This is a genomic window from Stenotrophomonas rhizophila (assembly GCF_001704155.1).
GTDB classification, from domain to species: Bacteria; Pseudomonadota; Gammaproteobacteria; order Xanthomonadales; family Xanthomonadaceae; genus Stenotrophomonas; species Stenotrophomonas rhizophila_A.
Map to the genome: position 1 here is coordinate 3,217,056 of NZ_CP016294.1, position 16,510 is coordinate 3,233,565.

Annotated in this window: 12 protein-coding genes; 7 read left to right on the forward strand and 5 right to left on the reverse strand. The window is 65.5% G+C overall.

All coding sequences use genetic code 11. The features are described from left to right. Positions 1-150 precede the first annotated feature (150 nt). Complete coding sequence (locus BAY15_RS14375) at positions 151-975, forward strand: hypothetical protein (protein WP_176472695.1); 825 nt, start codon at positions 151-153, stop codon at positions 973-975. A 369-nt stretch (positions 976-1,344) separates the two neighbouring features. Continuing rightward, positions 1,345-4,119, forward strand: a complete 2,775-nt coding sequence (locus tag BAY15_RS14380) for a TonB-dependent receptor (protein ID WP_068853699.1) — start codon at positions 1,345-1,347, stop codon at positions 4,117-4,119. A gap of 116 nt (positions 4,120-4,235) precedes the next feature. Here the strand turns inward: BAY15_RS14380 and BAY15_RS14385 are convergent, their stop codons facing one another. Further along, positions 4,236-4,838 (reverse strand): TetR/AcrR family transcriptional regulator, encoded by a 603-nt coding sequence (locus BAY15_RS14385; protein ID WP_068853700.1) that lies wholly within the window; start codon positions 4,836-4,838, stop codon positions 4,236-4,238. Between the two features lie 176 nt (positions 4,839-5,014). Between BAY15_RS14385 and BAY15_RS14390 the strand changes: the two genes are divergently transcribed. The 3 genes from BAY15_RS14390 (at position 5,015) to BAY15_RS14400 (ending at position 8,974) form a co-directional block, all read left to right on the forward strand. Beyond that, entirely contained in the window at positions 5,015-5,935 is a 921-nt protein-coding gene (locus tag BAY15_RS14390; protein WP_068853701.1) for an alpha/beta fold hydrolase, read from the forward strand. After that, a complete protein-coding gene (locus BAY15_RS14395; protein WP_068853702.1) occupies positions 5,932-8,412 on the forward strand; it encodes an acyl-CoA dehydrogenase in 2,481 nt (826 codons plus the stop codon). The genes BAY15_RS14390 and BAY15_RS14395 overlap by 4 nt, the downstream gene beginning before the upstream one ends. Positions 8,413-8,500: 88 nt before the next feature. Then, entirely contained in the window at positions 8,501-8,974 is a 474-nt protein-coding gene (locus tag BAY15_RS14400; protein ID WP_068853703.1) for a hotdog fold domain-containing protein, read from the forward strand. 517 nt (positions 8,975-9,491) lie between these two features. Here the strand turns inward: BAY15_RS14400 and BAY15_RS14405 are convergent. After that, complete coding sequence (locus BAY15_RS14405) at positions 9,492-9,848, reverse strand: DUF1304 domain-containing protein (protein ID WP_068853704.1); 357 nt, start codon at positions 9,846-9,848, stop codon at positions 9,492-9,494. A gap of 29 nt (positions 9,849-9,877) precedes the next feature. Continuing rightward, a complete protein-coding gene (locus BAY15_RS14410; RefSeq protein WP_068854741.1) occupies positions 9,878-11,215 on the reverse strand; it encodes an NTP/NDP exchange transporter in 1,338 nt (445 codons plus the stop codon). Positions 11,216-11,359: 144 nt separating this feature from the next. Between BAY15_RS14410 and BAY15_RS14415 the strand changes: the two genes are divergently transcribed. Together BAY15_RS14415 and BAY15_RS14420 are read left to right on the forward strand one after the other, a co-directional pair. Continuing rightward, positions 11,360-12,952: a GMC family oxidoreductase gene (locus BAY15_RS14415; RefSeq protein ID WP_068853705.1), complete on the forward strand. Its 1,593-nt coding sequence runs from the start codon at positions 11,360-11,362 to the stop codon at positions 12,950-12,952. 142 nt (positions 12,953-13,094) lie between these two features. Next, a complete protein-coding gene (locus tag BAY15_RS14420) occupies positions 13,095-14,486 on the forward strand; it encodes a serine hydrolase domain-containing protein (protein ID WP_068853706.1) in 1,392 nt (463 codons plus the stop codon). A gap of 236 nt (positions 14,487-14,722) precedes the next feature. On the opposite strand, the gene BAY15_RS14425 is transcribed toward BAY15_RS14420, so the two are convergent. Both BAY15_RS14425 and gcvH read right to left on the reverse strand, forming a co-directional pair. After that, entirely contained in the window at positions 14,723-15,262 is a 540-nt protein-coding gene (locus BAY15_RS14425) for a histone (RefSeq protein ID WP_068853707.1), read from the reverse strand. Between the two features lie 839 nt (positions 15,263-16,101). Beyond that, positions 16,102-16,497: a glycine cleavage system protein GcvH gene (gcvH, locus tag BAY15_RS14430; protein ID WP_068853708.1), complete on the reverse strand. Its 396-nt coding sequence runs from the start codon at positions 16,495-16,497 to the stop codon at positions 16,102-16,104. Positions 16,498-16,510 lie beyond the last annotated feature (13 nt).

Consider the following 16,510-nt stretch of genomic DNA (forward strand, 5'->3'; position numbering starts at 1 on the left):
GCCGCGCGAGTTTTGTTCTGGGGAGAACCAAGACTTGTTAAGAATTCATAAACGCCCTAGGATCAGTGTCCCGCTTCGGCGGGAACTTGTGCTCATCACCGCTGTCTGAGAATTCCCATGCGCGCCCTTTTGCGTCTACCGCTGGCCCTGATGATCGCCCTCGCCGCGATCCCGGGCGCCTATGCGCAGTCCAAGGCCCGCCAGGACAGCACGGTGATTCCGGTCTGGAACAAGGGCAGCGGCAAGGTCGAGGCCCTGCTGTACCTGGAACCCACCGGGGAACAGGCTGCCGGCGCCCGCTGGCATTTCGGGCGCAGTTCGCTGGATGCCGCCTTCGGGCTGTCCTCGGGCGATTCGCTTGGCCTGCTGTGCAACAGCAGCCGCGGCACCAGCATCAGCGGGCTGGCCAGCCACTGCATGCTGGCCAGCCTGGGTGACGAGGACGACAACGCGCTGAGCCGCCGCGTCACCGGCACCGCCGCGTTCAACCGCCCCGGCGGTCGCATCGGCATCACCGCCGGCACCGGCAAGGACACCCTGCCCGCCTGGCTGGCCGGCCCGAACAAATCGCCGGCGCTGCGCGCCGAGCAGAACGACCTGACCGTGTTCGGCCAGAAGAACATTGGCCGCGAAGGCTTCGTCTCCATTGGCGGCACCTACGCCAAGGCGCGCCTGGTACCGCTGTCAGACGTGTCCCCGGCCCTGGTGGACCGCTGGGACAGCAAGAGCCTCACCCTGGGTGCCGGCTACGGCAACTTCAGCGGCAACATCATCGGCCGCGTGGTCGACGTGCCCGGCCAACCCGGCAAATGGGAAGGCCTGGGCGTTGGCCTGACCTGGCGCACCCCGTGGAGCGGCCAGCTCACCGTGGGTGCCGAAAACGTGATCACCCGCGGCAAGAACCCCTTCGCCCCGCGCAACGAGAGCACCGATGAGGGCACCGTGCCCTACGTGCGGTACGAGCAGGACCTCTGAGTCCACGTTTCGATGACCCGGGAAGACCAGAAAAGGCGCGCCATTGGCGCGCCTTTGTCGTTCCAGCGCCCCCGTTGAGGTCACTGAACACGCCAACCTGATACAGAGCGTGACAAAACAACTGCAACTATTTTGCTAACAATTTGTTAACAAATGAGTCATTTGACGCTTACAACCCTCTTAAGGGCCTTGATCCACAAGGACTTTGCCGAATTTCACACAGATCACAGACTTCATTAACGCTACTTTAATTCTTTCGAAGCGGCAGTTACTATCGAGTCAGCCTTGTGGTCTTTGGTGCTCTCTATTGGCACCGCCTGAGGCAAACACCCCAGTGAATACCCAAGATTCCCTTGGAGAGAGAGAGCAATGAACTTTAAGTCCAACAAGCTGCGTGATGCAGTGGTCGTTGCACTGGTCGTCGCGGCCGGCACCGCCACCGCGCAGGCGCAGGAAGCTGCCAATACGACCAACCTGGACCGCATCTCGGTCACCGGTTCGCGCATCAAGAGCACCGACATCGAGACCTCGCAGCCGGTGCTGAGCCTGACCCGCGCGGACATCGACAAGCAGGGCGTGACCTCGGTCGCCGACATCCTGCAGCGCGTCTCCGCCAGCGGCGCCGCACTGAACCGTACCTTCAACAACGGCGGTGACGGCACCTCCGGCATCAGCCTGCGCAACCTGGGCAGCCAGCGTACCCTGGTGCTGGTCAACGGCCGCCGTTGGACCACCGGCATCACCGGCAGCGTCGACCTGAACACCATCCCGACCGCGATGGTCGAGCGCATCGACATCCTGAAGGATGGCGCTTCGACGATCTACGGTTCGGACGCCATCGCCGGCGTGGTGAACATCATCCTGAAGAAGGATTTCGACGGGGCTGAAGCGAACGTCTACAAGGGCCAGTACAGCGCCGGCGACGGCGAGCGCGAAGCCTATGACTTCACCCTGGGCACCACCACCGACCGCGCGTCGGTGATGATGGGCGCTTCCTACGTCAAGGAAGGCTCGGTCATGGCCGGCGACCGCGCGATCTCCGCCGGTGGCCCGCCGTTCTTCAGCGGCCAGAGCAGCACCGGCATCCCGGGCTCGTACATCCGCGGCGGCACCCGCTACGTCATTCTCAATGGCGTGGAAACCGTGTTCGACCCGAACATCCACGGGTACAACACCTCGCCGGACAACTACCTGCTGACCCCGCAGGAACGTACCTCGCTGTTCACCACCGGCTCCTACAACATCACCGACAACGTGACGTTCAAGGCCGAAGCGCTGTACAACGAGCGTAAGTCCGAGCAGCTGCTGGCCGCCATGCCGGTGACCAGCCAGACGCTCAGCGCGCAGAGCATGTACAACCCGTATGGCGTCAACCTGACCGGCGTGAACCGTCGTTTCAATGAAACCGGCGGCCGTTCGTTCAACCAGAACGTCAAGAACTGGCACTTCTATGGTGGCTTCGAAGGCTTCTTCGAGTTCGCTGACCGCACCTTCGATTGGGATGCCGGTTACCGCTACGACAAGACCGACGAGAATGTGCTGACCTACGGCCTGTTCAACAAGACCAACCTGGCCCTGGCCTATGGTCCGTCGCGTATCGACCCGCTCACCGGCAACCCGGTCTGCGTGACCAACACCGGCGCCACCGGCACGATCATTCCGGGCTGCGTCCCGGTCAACCCGCTGGGTCCGGAAGGTTCGATCTCGCAGGCTGCGATCGACTACACCGCCTTCACCGCGCATGACTCCTCGACCCTCGAGTCGAAGGGCTACTACGCCAACATCTCCGGCACCATCGTTCCGCTGCCGGCCGGTGACCTGGCCTTCGCAGCCGGTTACGAATACCGCAAGGAAAGCGGCCAGTTCGACCCGGACGCCTTCATCGCCGCTGGCCTGAGCACCGGCAATGGCGCCAAGCCGACCAAGGGTTCGTACGATCTGGACGAGTTCTACCTGGAACTGTCGATCCCGGTGCTGGCTGACCTGCCGGGCGCCAAGCTGCTCGACTTCAGTGCGGCCACCCGCTACTCGAAGTTCAGCAACTTCGGCAACACCACCAACAACAAGTTCGGTTTCCGCTGGAAGCCGATCGACGAACTGATGATCCGTGGTAACTACTCGGAAGGCTTCCGCGCGCCGAGCATCAACGACCTGTTCGCCGGTGATGCCGATTCGTTCGAAACCTACGCCGATCCGTGCTCCAGCACCAACGGCCTGCGTGTCGGCGGCGTGGCACAGCAGTGTGCCGACCAGGGCGTTCCGGCCGGCTTCGTGCAGCCGGGCGCCGGCAGCGGCGCCAACAAGCAGACCCCGGAAGCGTTCACCTGGACCTCGAACCCGGATCTGAAGCCGGAAACCTCGACCAGCAAGACGCTGGGCCTGGTGTTCAGCCCGAGCTTCGTGACCGGCCTGAATGTCACCTTGGACTGGTGGCAGATCGAAGTCGAAAACGCGATCACCCGCCCGGCGATCAACGACATCATGTCGTACTGCTACGGCGGCACCCCGCAGCAGCAGGCAACGTACTGCGGTCTGATCACGCGTGACCCGAACTACGGCACCGCCGCGCAGAACGGCGCCATCGTCGACGTGCGCATGCCGCTGCAGAACCTGTCTTCCTACAATGTGGAAGGCTGGGACCTGGGCGTGCAGTACCGTCTGCCGGAAACCAGCTTCGGCCAGTTCACCTTCACGGTCGATGCCACCTACCTGAGCAAGTGGGAAACCAAGGCTACCGCAGACGCAGACGTCGACGGCCGCCAGGGTAACTACCTGGACCAGGATCCGTACTGGCGCATCCGCGGCAACGCGTACCTGGATTGGTCGTACGGCGACTTCGGCGTCAACTACGGTGTGCGCTACAAGTCGGGCATGACCGAAGATTGCCCGTTCGATCCGTCCGATACCGATGTCTTCGGTTACTGCTCGGATGGCGACAACGGCACCAACCACATCGGTGCGACCACCTATCATGACATCCAGTTCCGCTACAACACCCCGTGGAACGGCACCGTCATGCTGGGTCTGAACAACGTGTGGGACAAGGATCCGCCGGTGTCGTACCAGGTGTCGTACAACATGTTCGACCCGCAGTACGACCTGCCGGGCCGCTACTACTACATGCAGTACAAGCAGAAGTTCTGATCGATCCACTGATCGGTACCTGATGCAGCAACGGCCCCGAAAGGGGCCGTTGTTTTTTTGTGCCATCCATGAAAAAGGCCGCATTCCGCGGCCTTTTCCTTTCCTGTGCAGTGCGCTCAACCGATCGGGATCAGCGTCTCGATCACATGCTCCACATACGCTTCGAAATCCTCGCGCGCCGGCTTGGGCTGCTGCAGCTGCAGCGACAGCTGCAGGAAGCCCACGTACGCGGCATACGCCAGGCGTGCGCGGTGCTGCGCGTCGGTGCGGCTCAACCCGGCCTGGCGGAACGACGCCACCAGATACTCCAGGCGACGATGCGAGACGCGGTCGATCACCGGGCGCACCATCGGGTGGTCAAGCGCCTTGAGCAGTTCGCTGTAGATGATGTGCGGCTGCACTTCGTGCGCCACTACCTGGAAAAGCTGGCGCAGGCGCGCACGCGGATCCGGCACGTCTTCCAGGCTGCCGAACACCTGCTCCTGTTCGAACAGCTCCCAGCGCTCCAATGCGGCCTGCAGGAGCGCATCGCGCGACGGGAAATGCCAATAGAAGCTGCCCTTGGTCACTCCCAGGCGCCTGGCCAGCGGCTCCACCGCGACCGCGCCGACACCCTGTTCAGCGATGAGATCCAAGGCGGCCTGCGCCCAGTCTTCCGCGCTCAGGCGGCTGTTGCGGCCGGCTCGGGGCTCGCCGGCGGAAGCTTCAGGTTCATTCATGCGCTGATTTAACCATACGCCGGGGTCGGTTTGTGTGGAATTGCCCGAAACCGGGGCCGGAAAACCGTGCGCTGCCGGCCCGCACCGGGTAGTGCCACGCCCTGCGTGGCTGCTTGGGAATACCAACCATACTAGAGAGTATTGACATGCCAGAAGCCAAGTCCATACTAACAAGTATGGTAACTCCCGCCTCCCGCCCATCCGCCCCCACCGACGAGCGCCTCACCGCCGCGCACGACGCCGTGCTGGCGGCAACCCGCTCGGCCCCCGGGCGCCGGGGCACCGTGCTGTTCGCCCATGGTTTCGGCCAGACCCGGCACGCCTGGACTGCCACCGCGCAGTCGCTGGCCGCCGCCGGCTACCAGACGCTCGCCTACGATGCACGCGGCCATGGCGACTCGGACTGGAACCCGGCCACCCTCGCCTATCACGGCGAACAGTTTGCCGATGACCTGATCGTGTTGGCCGGCGAACAACCGCAGCCGCCGATCCTGGTGGCCGCCTCGATGGGCGGCCTGTTCGGCCTGCTCGCCGAAGCGCGCTGGCCGGGCTTGTTCTCGGCGATGGTGCTGGTGGATATCACTCCGCGCTGGGACACCGCCGGGGTCGAAAAGATCCTGATGTTCATGACCGCGCATCCGGAAGGATTCGCTTCACTGGAACACGCGGCCGATGTGATCTCGACCTATCTGCCGCACCGCCCGCGCAAGTCGGAGGAGTCGCTGCGCGCCCTGCTGCGCGAGGATGGCCACGGGCGCTGGCGCTGGCATTGGGACCCGCGGCTGGTCGCCGAACTGGCGCGCGACAGCGAACAGCACCAGGACGCGCTTGCAGACGCAGCGCGCCAGGTGAAATGCCCGGTGCTGCTGGTCAGCGGCGGGCGCAGCACGTTGGTCACCCCGCAAACGGTGGCCGAATTCCTGGCGTTGGTGCCGCACGCGCGCCACGTGCAGCTGCCGGAGGCCACGCATATGGTCGCCGGCGACGACAACAACGCCTTTACCGCTACTGTGTTGGACTATCTGGACGTGTTGCCCTCGGCCTCCGCCGTGGCACAGTCCGCCACAACCGAGCACGTCACCGGAGCACGCTCATGAGCATTGTCGTTCCCTTCCTCGCCATCCTGCTGGCAGGCGCCATCGTCGCCTACCACCGGATGCGGCTGATCACCTGGACGCTCGTCAGCCTGGTGCTGCTGGCGGCCTGCTGGTTCGTCCCCTATGTCAACCAGACCGCCACCATCGTGGCTACGGCGATCGTCGCCGTCATTGCCGTGCCGCTGCTGCTGCCGTTCATCCGCAAGCCGCTGCTGACCGCCCCGATGATGAAGGTGTTCCGCAAGGTGCTGCCACCGCTGTCGCAGACCGAGCGCATCGCGCTGGAAACCGGTTCGGTCGGTTTCGAAGGTGAGCTGTTCACCGGCGACCCGGACTGGAACAAGCTGCTCAACTATCCCAAGCCGCAGCTCACCGCTGAAGAACAGGCCTTCCTGGATGGCCCGGTGGAAGAACTGTGCGCGATGGTCAACGACTGGGAAATCACCCACGTCTACGCCGACCTGCCGCCGGAGCTGTGGGCTTTCATCAAGAAGAACAAGTTCTTCGGCATGATCATCCCGAAGGAATACGGCGGCCTGGGCTTCAGCGCGCTGGCCCACCACAAGGTGATCCAGAAGCTGGCGTCGGTGTCGAGCGTGGTCAGCTCCACCGTCGGCGTGCCCAACTCGCTGGGCCCGGGCGAACTGCTCGTGCATTACGGCACCCAGGAACAGAAGGACCAGTACCTGCCGCGCCTGGCCGACGGCCGTGAAGTGCCGTGCTTCGGCCTGACCGGTCCGTTCGCTGGCTCGGACGCGACCTCGATTCCCGATTACGGCATCGTCTGCAAGGGCGAGTGGAACGGCGAGCAGGTGCTCGGCGTCAAGCTCACCTTCGACAAGCGCTACATCACCCTGGCCCCGGTCGCGACGCTGATCGGCATGGCGTTCCGCATGTACGACCCGGACGGCCTGATCGGCCCGACCCGTGACATCGGCATTACCCTGGGCCTGCTGCCGCGCGACACCGCCGGCGTCGAGATCGGCCGTCGCCACTTCCCGTTGAACTCGACCTTCCAGAACGGTCCGATCCGCGGCAAGGATGTCTTCATTCCGCTCACCCAGCTGATCGGCGGTGCCGAGAAAGCCGGCAAGGGCTGGAACATGCTCAACGAGTGCCTGGCCGTGGGCCGCTCGATCACCCTGCCCTCCACCGCCAGTGGCGGTGCCAAGGCCGGTGCGGTGGTCACCGGTGCCTATGCGCGCATCCGCAAGCAGTTCGGCCTGTCGGTCGGCCGCTTCGAAGGCGTGGAAGAGGCGCTGGCCCGCATCGGCGGCAAGGCCTATGCGATCAGCGCGCTGTGCCAGGCCACTGCGGCTGCGGTGGACCGCGGCGACGTGCCGTCGGTGCCGTCGGCCATCGCCAAATACCACTGCACCACCATGAGCCGTGAAGTGATCTCCGACGTGATGGACGTGATCGGCGGCAAGGGCATCATCCTGGGGCCGCGCAACTTCGCCGGCCGCAGCTGGCAGGCCGCGCCGATCGCGATCACGGTGGAAGGCGCCAACATCATGACCCGCAGCCTGCTGATCTTCGGCCAGGGTGCGATCCTCTGCCACCCGTGGGTGCTGCAGGAAATGAAGGCTGCGCAGGATCCGGACACCAAGGCCGGCCTGCAGTCCTTCGACCGCAGCCTGTTCGGTCATATCCGCTTCGGCATTTCCAACGCGGTGCGTTCGTTCTGGCTGGGCCTGACCGGCGCGCGTTTCGGCGCCGCCCCGGGCGATGCCTACACCCGCCGCTACTTCCGCAAGCTGGACCGCTACTCGGCCAACCTGGCGCTGATGGCCGACATCTCGATGATGACCCTCGGCGGCAAGCTGAAGTTCAAGGAATCGCTGTCGGGCCGCCTGGGCGACGTGCTGAGCCACGTGTACATGACCAGCGCCATGCTCAAGCGTTACCACGACGAAGGCGCGCCGGTGGCTGACCAGCCGCTGCTGGCCTGGGCGTTCCATGACAGCGTGCACAAGATCGAGGAATCGCTCTCGGCGGCGCTGCGCAACTTCCCGATCCGTCCGATCGGCTGGCTGATGTGGCTGCTGATCTTCCCGTTCGGCCGCCGTGCCGAAGCCCCGGGCGACCGCCTGGGCCACCGCGTGGCCGCGCTGCTGATGGCGCCCAACGAAGCCCGCGACCGCCTGGCCAGTGGCGTGTTCCTGACCCCGTGCGAGAACAACCCGGGTGGCCGCATCAACAGCTACCTGTCCAAGGCGATCATGGCCGAGCCGGTGGAGCGCAAGTTCATCAAGGCGCTCAAGACCAAGGGCATCGAAGCACTGGACTTCAACGCACAGCTCGACGAAGCGGTGTCCGAAGGGGTGATCACGCAGGACGAGCGCACGCTGCTGGAAGAGCTGCGCACGCTGACCATGGACACCATCACGGTGGACGACTTCGAGCCGCACGAACTGCGTTCGGCCAGCTACTACGACCGCGAACGCAAGGACGCGCAGTCGCAGGAAGCGGCATAACGCCAGCCTCGATACACCCCACAACGGCGGACTTCGGTCCGCCGTTTTTCATTGCCTTCCTCGCAGCCGCTTTCCGGGAGACCTGCTGATGTCCGCCCCCCTCTTGACCCTCTACCGCCGCATGCAGCGCTGGCCCGCCGGCCAATGGCTGTTCTCGCGCGCGGTCTGCTTCAAGGCGCCCTATTTCGCCAGCATCGCCCCGCGCATCACCATGCTCGAACCGGGCCGCTGCGAAGGCCACATCGTGCATCGGCGCCGCGTCACCAACCACATCGGCACCGTCCACGCGATCGCGCTGTGCAACCTGGCCGAGCTCACCGCCGGGCTGATGGTGGATGCCTCGCTGCCCAAAGGCATGCGCTGGATCCCCAAGGGCATGGAGGTCAAGTATCTGGCCAAGGCAACCGGTACACAGCATGCAGTCGCCACGCCTGCGCAGGCGATTGCCAGTGCCGAAGCGGGCTATGCGCTGCCGGTGAATGTGCAGGTGCGTGATACCGCCGGAACGGTGGTGTTCGAAGCGCGGATTGATATGTGGGTGTCGCCGGTCAACCGCGGCTGAGTTTGTGCGCGGAGAGCGGCGTTTCATTGATACGAGCTGGGGCGGCCGTCGGGCAGCCCCGCTCCGGGACACGCCGTAAACCCATCCATGGGGGCTTGGCAAAAACATCCATGTTTTTGACAGTCCCTCCGGGGGCTACCCGCCGGCCGCCCCCGACAGTGGGTCGCGTGCGGAAGCAAAAATCAGCCACGCAGGGCGTGGCTCTACATGGTGCCGCTGGCAGGTCAGGTTCCCGAACGAATGCACGGAACGCACCAACGCCCGGTAACGCATGAAGAATGATCTGCGCGGCCGTTGATCTTCCTTGGCCACCAATCCACTGTCGAGGGTCGGCGGGGGTGGGTTTGCGGGACCGTAGAGCGCCATGGATGGCGCGAACGAGCCTACAAGGACGTACTTGCGGCGTGTCCCGCAAACCCACACCCGCCGGCCCAGCGCGAGCACGTTCGCAGGCCTCGGCTGGTGGCTCTCCGCGAACATCGCACCGACCAACGGTCGGTACCTACCGCAGGGCGAGTCAGGCCGGCACGAACTGCCAGGCAATCACCGCCAGGATCGCAGGCAGGGCCTGGATGAAAAAGATCCGCTTGTTGACGCTGTAGGCGCCATAGCACCCGGCAACAATCACGCAGCCCAGCATGAAGTTCACCAGCATCGGCAGGTGGTCGAACAGGCCCCAGAACAGGCCCGCGGCCAGGAAGCCATTGTAGAGGCCCTGGTTGGCCGCCAGCACACGCGTGGTCTCCGCCTTCTCCGGCGTGTTGCGGAACGTCTTCAGGCCCAGCGGGCGCGTCCACAGGAACATTTCCAGGACCAGGAAGTACACGTGCAACAGCGCGACCACCAGGGTCAGGATCAGTGCGGTCCAGTACATGCGCAAACCTCGAACGAATTGGAAACAGCTTACTCCGGCCGCTCGACCGGCAGCTTCTTTTCTTCGCGCAGCAGCCCGAATGCCGCCGCCGTCATGATGCCCGCCACCACCAGCCCGCCGGCGAACACCGCATGCGAGCCGAACAGCGACAGCCCCTTGTGCACCCATGCGAAGGTCAGGTCGCCACCGCGGTACACCACCGTGTCGATGGCCGCGCCCGCCTTGTAGCGCCACTGCCGGTCCACCCGGGTGAAGATCGTCTCGCGGGCCGGCTTGGCCAGCGAGAACTCGCTGGCCCGCGTCATCACCTGCACCACCGCCACCAGCATCGGCAGCGGCGACGCCGCCAGCACCGAGAAACCGATGATGATCGCAAAGCCGGGGATCAACAGCGCCGGCGCGATCCCGAAGCGCGACAGCAGCCAGCGCGTCAGCCCCAGCTGCAGGATCAGCGTCAGCGCATTGATCGCCAGGTCCACCCGCGAATAGAACGCCGTGCTCGCCGCCGGGTCCGTGTACAGCCGGCGCACGATCGACGCCTGCTCGTTGTACAGCAGCGTGCCGATGCCCACCCCGAACACCACCATCACTGCCAGCCAGCGCAGCAGCGGCTCGCGCGCGATCAGCTTCAGGCCGTCCAGCACCCCGCCGCCCATCGGCGCCTCGCCCGAGGCCAGCTGCAGCTCCTGCTCGCGTGCCACCGCCCACAACCGCAGCCGCCAGATGCAGAACAGGCACACGCTGAGGAAGCCCGCCGAGACCAGCATCAGGTTCGCGATGCCCACCCGCTGCACCAGCGTCGAGGTCAGCGTCGGGCCCAGGAACGCGCCGATCGTGCCGGCCGCCCCGATGTAGCCGTAGAACGCCCGCGCCTGCACGTTCGAGAACACATCGGCCATGAAGCTCCAGAACACCGCCACCGCGAACAGGTTGAACACCGTCGTCCAGAAGAAGAACAACATGCCCCGCCCCGGCACCCCGCTGTCGAACAACAGGTAGAAGCCCAGCAGCGTCACGATGAAGAAGCCGTACACCGCCGGCAGGAACACCCGGCGCGGGTAGCGGCTGACCAGCGCCCCGTACAGCGGCTGCAGCACCACCATGATCACGAACACGCAGGTGAACAGTACCTGCAGCACGAAGTCCTGCAGCGCGATGCCATGGCCGTCGAACCACGCGATCAGCGCCGGCGGGAACACCGTCTGCAGGTCGGCCGACGCCGCCATCGCCTCGCGCACCGGGCGCAGCACGTAATAGCCGCTGAGCAGGCAGAAGAAATACACGCAGGCCCAGAACAGCGGCGGCGACTGGCGCAGCGCTGCGCGCAGGCCGGGCTGCGCGGGCGCGCTCGGGTCCGGGGCATTCATGGCGCGCAGGTCCCGCACAGGCGGCGTGGCAGCGGCAGCATCGTGGCGATTCCGGGCAGCAAAGCGCGCACGGTAAACGATGCACCGCAACATCGCTAGGGGGCGACTGGCTTATGCTCGTGCCATCACCGTTGGGGAACGGACATGTACGACTACATCATCGTCGGCGCCGGCTCGGCCGGCTGCGTGCTGGCCAACCGGCTCAGCGCCGACCCGCACTGCCGCGTGCTGCTGCTTGAAGCCGGCCCGCGCGACCGCAACCCGTTCATCCACATGCCGGCCGGATTGGCACGGCTGGTCAACAACCGCCGCATCAACTGGAACCTCTACACCGAACCGGAGCCGGCACTCGATGGCCGGCGGCTGTGGTGGCCGCGCGGCAAGGTGCTGGGTGGCTCCAGCGCCATCAACGCCATGTGCTACGTGCGTGGCGTGGCGGCCGACTACGACGGCTGGGCCGCCGCCGGCGCCACCGGCTGGGACTGGTCGCACGTGCTGCCCTGGTTCCTGCACGGCGAGGCCAACAGCCGCGGCGCGGGTCCCTGGCACGGCGATGCCGGGCTGCTGTCGGTGTCCGACCTGCGCCACCACAACCCGCTCTCCGACGCCTTCCTGGACGCCGCCGTGCAGGCCGGGCACGCACGCAACGACGACTTCAACGGCGCGCACCAGCTCGGCGTGGGCCTGTACCAGGTTACCCAGCGCGACGGCGTGCGCTGCTCCAGCGCCACCGCCTACCTGCGCCCCGCGCGCGGCCGGCGCAACCTCACCGTGCTCACTGGTGCCCGTGCCCGGGCCCTGAGCTTCCAGGGCGACACCGCCAACGGCGTGTACTTCCGCCACCGGGGTGCGCACCGTCATGCGCACGCCGCCGCCGAGGTCATCCTCAGTGCCGGGGCGATCCACTCCCCGCACCTGCTGATGCTCTCCGGCATCGGCCCGCACCGGCAGCTGCGCGCGCACGGCATCAGTACCCGGGTCGACCTGCCCGGGGTGGGCGGCAACCTGCAGGACCACCTGGATATCTGCACGCTGGTGCACACCCAGCCAGGCGTCAGCTACGACCGCAGCAACCAGGCGCGCATCGCCTTCGACTACTTCCTGCGCGGACGTCGTGGCGCCGGCACCAGCAATATCGCCGAGGCCGGCGGCTTCGCCCGCTCGCCGCTGGCGCAGGGCGACGGTGCGGACGTGCAGTTCCACTTCGTGCCGGCCATGCTGGACGACCATGGGCGCCACCGCCTGCCCGGCGACGGTTACACCCTGCATGCCTGCGCGCTGCACCCGCGCAGCCGGGGTCGGATCCTGCTGCGCGATGCCGACCCCGCCTCCGCGCCGCGGATCAAGGCCAACTACCTGGGTGATCCGGAGGGGCACGACCTGGCCATGATGAAGGCCTGCGTGCGCATGTCGCAGCAGGTCCTGGCCCAGCCGGCGTTTGACCGCTGGCGCGGTGCGCCGATCTTCCCGGCCCGCGACGACCTGGACGATGCCGCCCTGGAAGCCTTCATCCGCGCCAAGGCCGAGACCATCTACCACCCGGCGGGTACCTGCGCGATGGGCCAGCATGCCGACGCCGTGGTCGACCCGCAGCTGCGCGTGCGGGGCGTGCAGGGCCTGCGCGTGGTGGACGCTTCGGTCATGCCCAGCCTGGTCAGCGGCAACACCAACGCCCCCACGATGATGATCGCCGAACGCGCCGCGCGCTGGCTGGGGGCCCCGGTCCCGGCCACCTGAACAGGGCGTCGACGACGACCCTCCCATTCGATGCAAAAACCGGGCCTTTTCAATGCGATACGCATTCATCTTCGCTTCGTTTGTGCAATCACGAAAAGCAGCGCTAGAATCGGTGCCAGCAGTTGCGCACGGGCCCCAAACGATGAAAGAGAACAGCAGGCGCCGACCGATCCGTTCGGCGGCAACCGGGTTGCTGGGCATGCTCATGCCCATCGCCATGTCGTCCACCGCACAGACACCCAGTGCGACACCGGCCGCGTTCCCCGTCAACATCGAGAACAGCGCCGCCTCCGCCATTCCGCACACCCAGCCTGCGGCGTACCGGGCCACCACGACCAATCCGAAGGTGCTGCCGCCGGCCGCCGGGTTCAACGTGGCCAACATTGAGTCGATGGCCCAGCAGCTCACCTATGGCGAGCGCGTACCGGGCATGGCCGTGGCCATCGTGCAGGGCGGCCGCGTGCTCAGCGCGCGCGGCTATGGCGTCACCGACGTCAACAACCCGCAGATGGTCGATGCGCACACCGTGTTCCGGCTTGCATCGCTGTCCAAGGCGTTCGCCGGCACCATGGCCGGCCTGCTGGTCAACGACGGCACGCTGCGCTGGGACAGCAAGGTCACCGACTACGTGCCCGGCTTCCAGCTCAGCACCCCCGAGGCGACCGAGCGCCTGACCGTGGCCGATCTGCTCAGCCACCGTGTCGGCCTGCCGTACAACGCCTACGACCGCGACGTGGAAGCCAACGCCGAGTACTACACGCTCACCCACAAGCTGGCCTCGACCTCGCTCAAGTGCCAGCCAGGCGACTGCTACGCGTACCAGAACGTGGCCTTCAGCCTGATCGGCGACGTGGTGTATGCCGCCTCGGGCAGCTTCTACGAGCAATCGGTGGAACGCCGCCTGTTCAAGCCGCTGGGCATGGACGATGCCAGCCTGGGCCTGGCCGGCATCCAGGCCAGTTCGCGCTGGGCACGCCCGCACGTGCGCAGCCGCAACGGCTGGGTGTCGCTGAGCCCGAAGCCGACCTACTACCGCCTCGCTCCCGCTGCAGGCGTCAACGCCAGTGCCAGCGACATGGCGCAGTGGCTGCTGGCCCACACCGGGCACCGCCCCGACGTGCTGCCGGCGCCTCTGCTGGCCACGCTGCACTCGACCCTGATCAACACCCCGGGCGAGATGCGCTCGGGCTGGCGTCGCGAGCGCCTGCACTCGGCCGGCTACGCGCTGGGCTGGCGCAACTTCGATTACGCCGGGCATGAAGTGATTTTCCATGCCGGTGCCGTGCAGGGGTATCGCGGCCTGGTGGCGCTGATACCCGAACGCGACCTGGGCATCGCCATCATGTGGAACGGCGAAAGCAGCCTGCCCAGCGGCCTGCTGCCGACCGTGCTCGACGCGGCCATGGGGCTGCCTGCGCAGCGCTGGCTGGACGTGGACACCGACTTCGGCAGCGACAACCTGATGACCGAAGACAGCACGCCGGCCAAGCGCAAGGGCGTGTCGTCGGACCGGGCGGTGGCGTCGCCGCGGTAAGCGTCAGCGAGGTGTATCGCATCCGGTACAGGGCGGCCTACGGGTCGCCCTTTTTTTTGTAGTGCCGGCCGCTGGCCGGCTTCCGATACCGCCTGGGCCGACTGACAGTCGGCGCTACCGTCGGGATCAACGTTCGTTGATCCCTCGCGGGAGGGGGATTTTTTTTGCGCAGCAAAAAAAAACCCCCTCCCGCTGGGCGCCGGGAAGGGGTTTCAGGTACGGCTATCGGGAATGGATCAGATCAGCGGTGCCGGGGTTGCCGGCAGGGCGACCGGTGCAGCCTTCTTCTTGCGGACCGCCGGCTTGCGCTTGGCGACCTTCTTCACTGCCTTCTTGGCCGACGCCTTCTTGGCGGCCGGCTTGCGCGCGGTGGCCTTCTTGGCGGTGGCTTTCTTGGCGACCTTGCGGACGGCCTTCTTGGCAGTCTTCTTGGCAGCCGCCTTCTTGGCTACCTTGCGGACGGCCTTCTTGGCGGTCTTCTTGGCAGCCGCTTTCTTGGCTACCTTGCGGACGGCCTTCTTTGCCGTCTTCTTCACTGCCTTCTTTGCGGTCTTCTTGGCGGCGGCCTTCTTGGCGACCTTGCGGACCGCCTTCTTTGCCGTCTTCTTCACTGCCTTGCGGGCAGTCGCCTTCTTGGCTGCCTTCTTTACCGTCTTCTTGGCAGCCGCCTTCTTGGCTACCTTCTTCACGGCCTTCTTGGCAGCCGCCTTCTTGGCGACCTTCTTCACGGCCTTCTTGGCGGCCGGCTTTTTCTTCGCAGCTTTCTTGGTTGCCATGGGATTGGCTCCTCGTCAGTGATCTATGGAGTTGAAACGCCCAGGTAAAGCAAACCCGCCGTTACTGCCGTGCGGGGACCGCCGTCGCGTCGAGCGCGTCGTGACGGATACGGAGATACCTGCCACAGGATGCCAGGCAGGTATCGAATGCGGGGTGCCCTTGCATTTCACCGGAGGTAGCGAAGCCGACTCCACCGTCTTGGGACGCGCGGCGGATGTTCTGGTTGTGCTTCGCGACTGGATGTCGATTCGGCTCACTCGTTTGGCAGGCAAGGTCTGCTGGGCGAAACCTAATCACGCTTTTTTTCACTGTCAACAACCCCCGCGAAAAAATTTCACATGGATGCCCTCCGGCGCACCTCGCCTGGACCCTCCGCAAGCGCTCGGCGACACCCCTTCGACGGTCGTTGTTTGCGTGCACGCATCCATCCGAGCGGCGATGCGTAGAAAGAAAAACACTTAAAAGAAGCACTTTCGCAAACTGCACTGCAGATGCACCCGCGCTGCAGCCCGCAACCGGCGATTGCGCTGACGGCATCGCAACGGCTTCCCGCACGGGAACAAAACAGGGGCAAAAACTTTTCACATCCGCGAACGCTTTTTGCGTCCGGATTTGCAGAACTGCGCAAACTTTTGGGCGGTGGTGGACGTCAGGTTCGTGCCGGTTGCGCGCATCCATGACCCGCGCGATGGGGGTCGATGCACGTCGATGCGACCATCGACGGCGTCGCCATCCGTCACGCACGGATAACGCAATGGACGTCGGCAACCGGACGATGGCGCGCGCAGGCAAAAAAAAACGGCCGCACAGGGCGGCCGTCTTTCCAGGCAGGCGAGGATCAGTTGTCCTCTTCCTCGAGCAGTTCGGCGTAGTCGTCCGGGTCCAGCAGGTCGTTGACCTCCTCCTTGTTGGACAGCTCGATCACGCAGAGCCAGCCGTCGCCGTAGGCGTCTTCGTTGATGGTTTCCGGCTTGTCGGCCAGCGCCGAATTGACCTCGACCACCGTGCCGGAGACCGGGCTGTACACGTCGGAAGCCGCCTTGACCGACTCGACCACCGCGATCGCCTCGCCCGATTTTGCTTCGGCGCCAACTTCGGGCAGCTCGACGTAGACCAGGTCGCCAAGCAGGCCTTGGGCGTGGTCGGAAATGCCGATGGTGACGCGGCCGTTGCCTTCAACGCGCGCCCATTCGTGGGACTTGAGGAATTTGAGGTCGCCGGGGATCTCGCTCATGGGACTGCTCCGA

Coding starts and splice junctions, on each gene's coding strand:
- BAY15_RS14415 (WP_068853705.1), top strand. CDS start 11,360: ATGTACGACTACATCATCGTCGGCGCCGGCTCGGCCGGCTGCGTGCTG.
- BAY15_RS14390 (WP_068853701.1), top strand. CDS start 5,015: ATGGTAACTCCCGCCTCCCGCCCATCCGCCCCCACCGACGAGCGCCTC.
- BAY15_RS14395 (WP_068853702.1), top strand. CDS start 5,932: ATGAGCATTGTCGTTCCCTTCCTCGCCATCCTGCTGGCAGGCGCCATC.
- BAY15_RS14380 (WP_068853699.1), top strand. CDS start 1,345: ATGAACTTTAAGTCCAACAAGCTGCGTGATGCAGTGGTCGTTGCACTG.
- BAY15_RS14425 (WP_068853707.1), bottom strand. CDS start 15,262: ATGGCAACCAAGAAAGCTGCGAAGAAAAAGCCGGCCGCCAAGAAGGCC.
- BAY15_RS14375 (WP_176472695.1), top strand. CDS start 151: ATGATCGCCCTCGCCGCGATCCCGGGCGCCTATGCGCAGTCCAAGGCC.
- BAY15_RS14420 (WP_068853706.1), top strand. CDS start 13,095: ATGAAAGAGAACAGCAGGCGCCGACCGATCCGTTCGGCGGCAACCGGG.
- BAY15_RS14400 (WP_068853703.1), top strand. CDS start 8,501: ATGTCCGCCCCCCTCTTGACCCTCTACCGCCGCATGCAGCGCTGGCCC.
- gcvH (WP_068853708.1), bottom strand. CDS start 16,497: ATGAGCGAGATCCCCGGCGACCTCAAATTCCTCAAGTCCCACGAATGG.
- BAY15_RS14385 (WP_068853700.1), bottom strand. CDS start 4,838: ATGAATGAACCTGAAGCTTCCGCCGGCGAGCCCCGAGCCGGCCGCAAC.
- BAY15_RS14410 (WP_068854741.1), bottom strand. CDS start 11,215: ATGAATGCCCCGGACCCGAGCGCGCCCGCGCAGCCCGGCCTGCGCGCA.
- BAY15_RS14405 (WP_068853704.1), bottom strand. CDS start 9,848: ATGTACTGGACCGCACTGATCCTGACCCTGGTGGTCGCGCTGTTGCAC.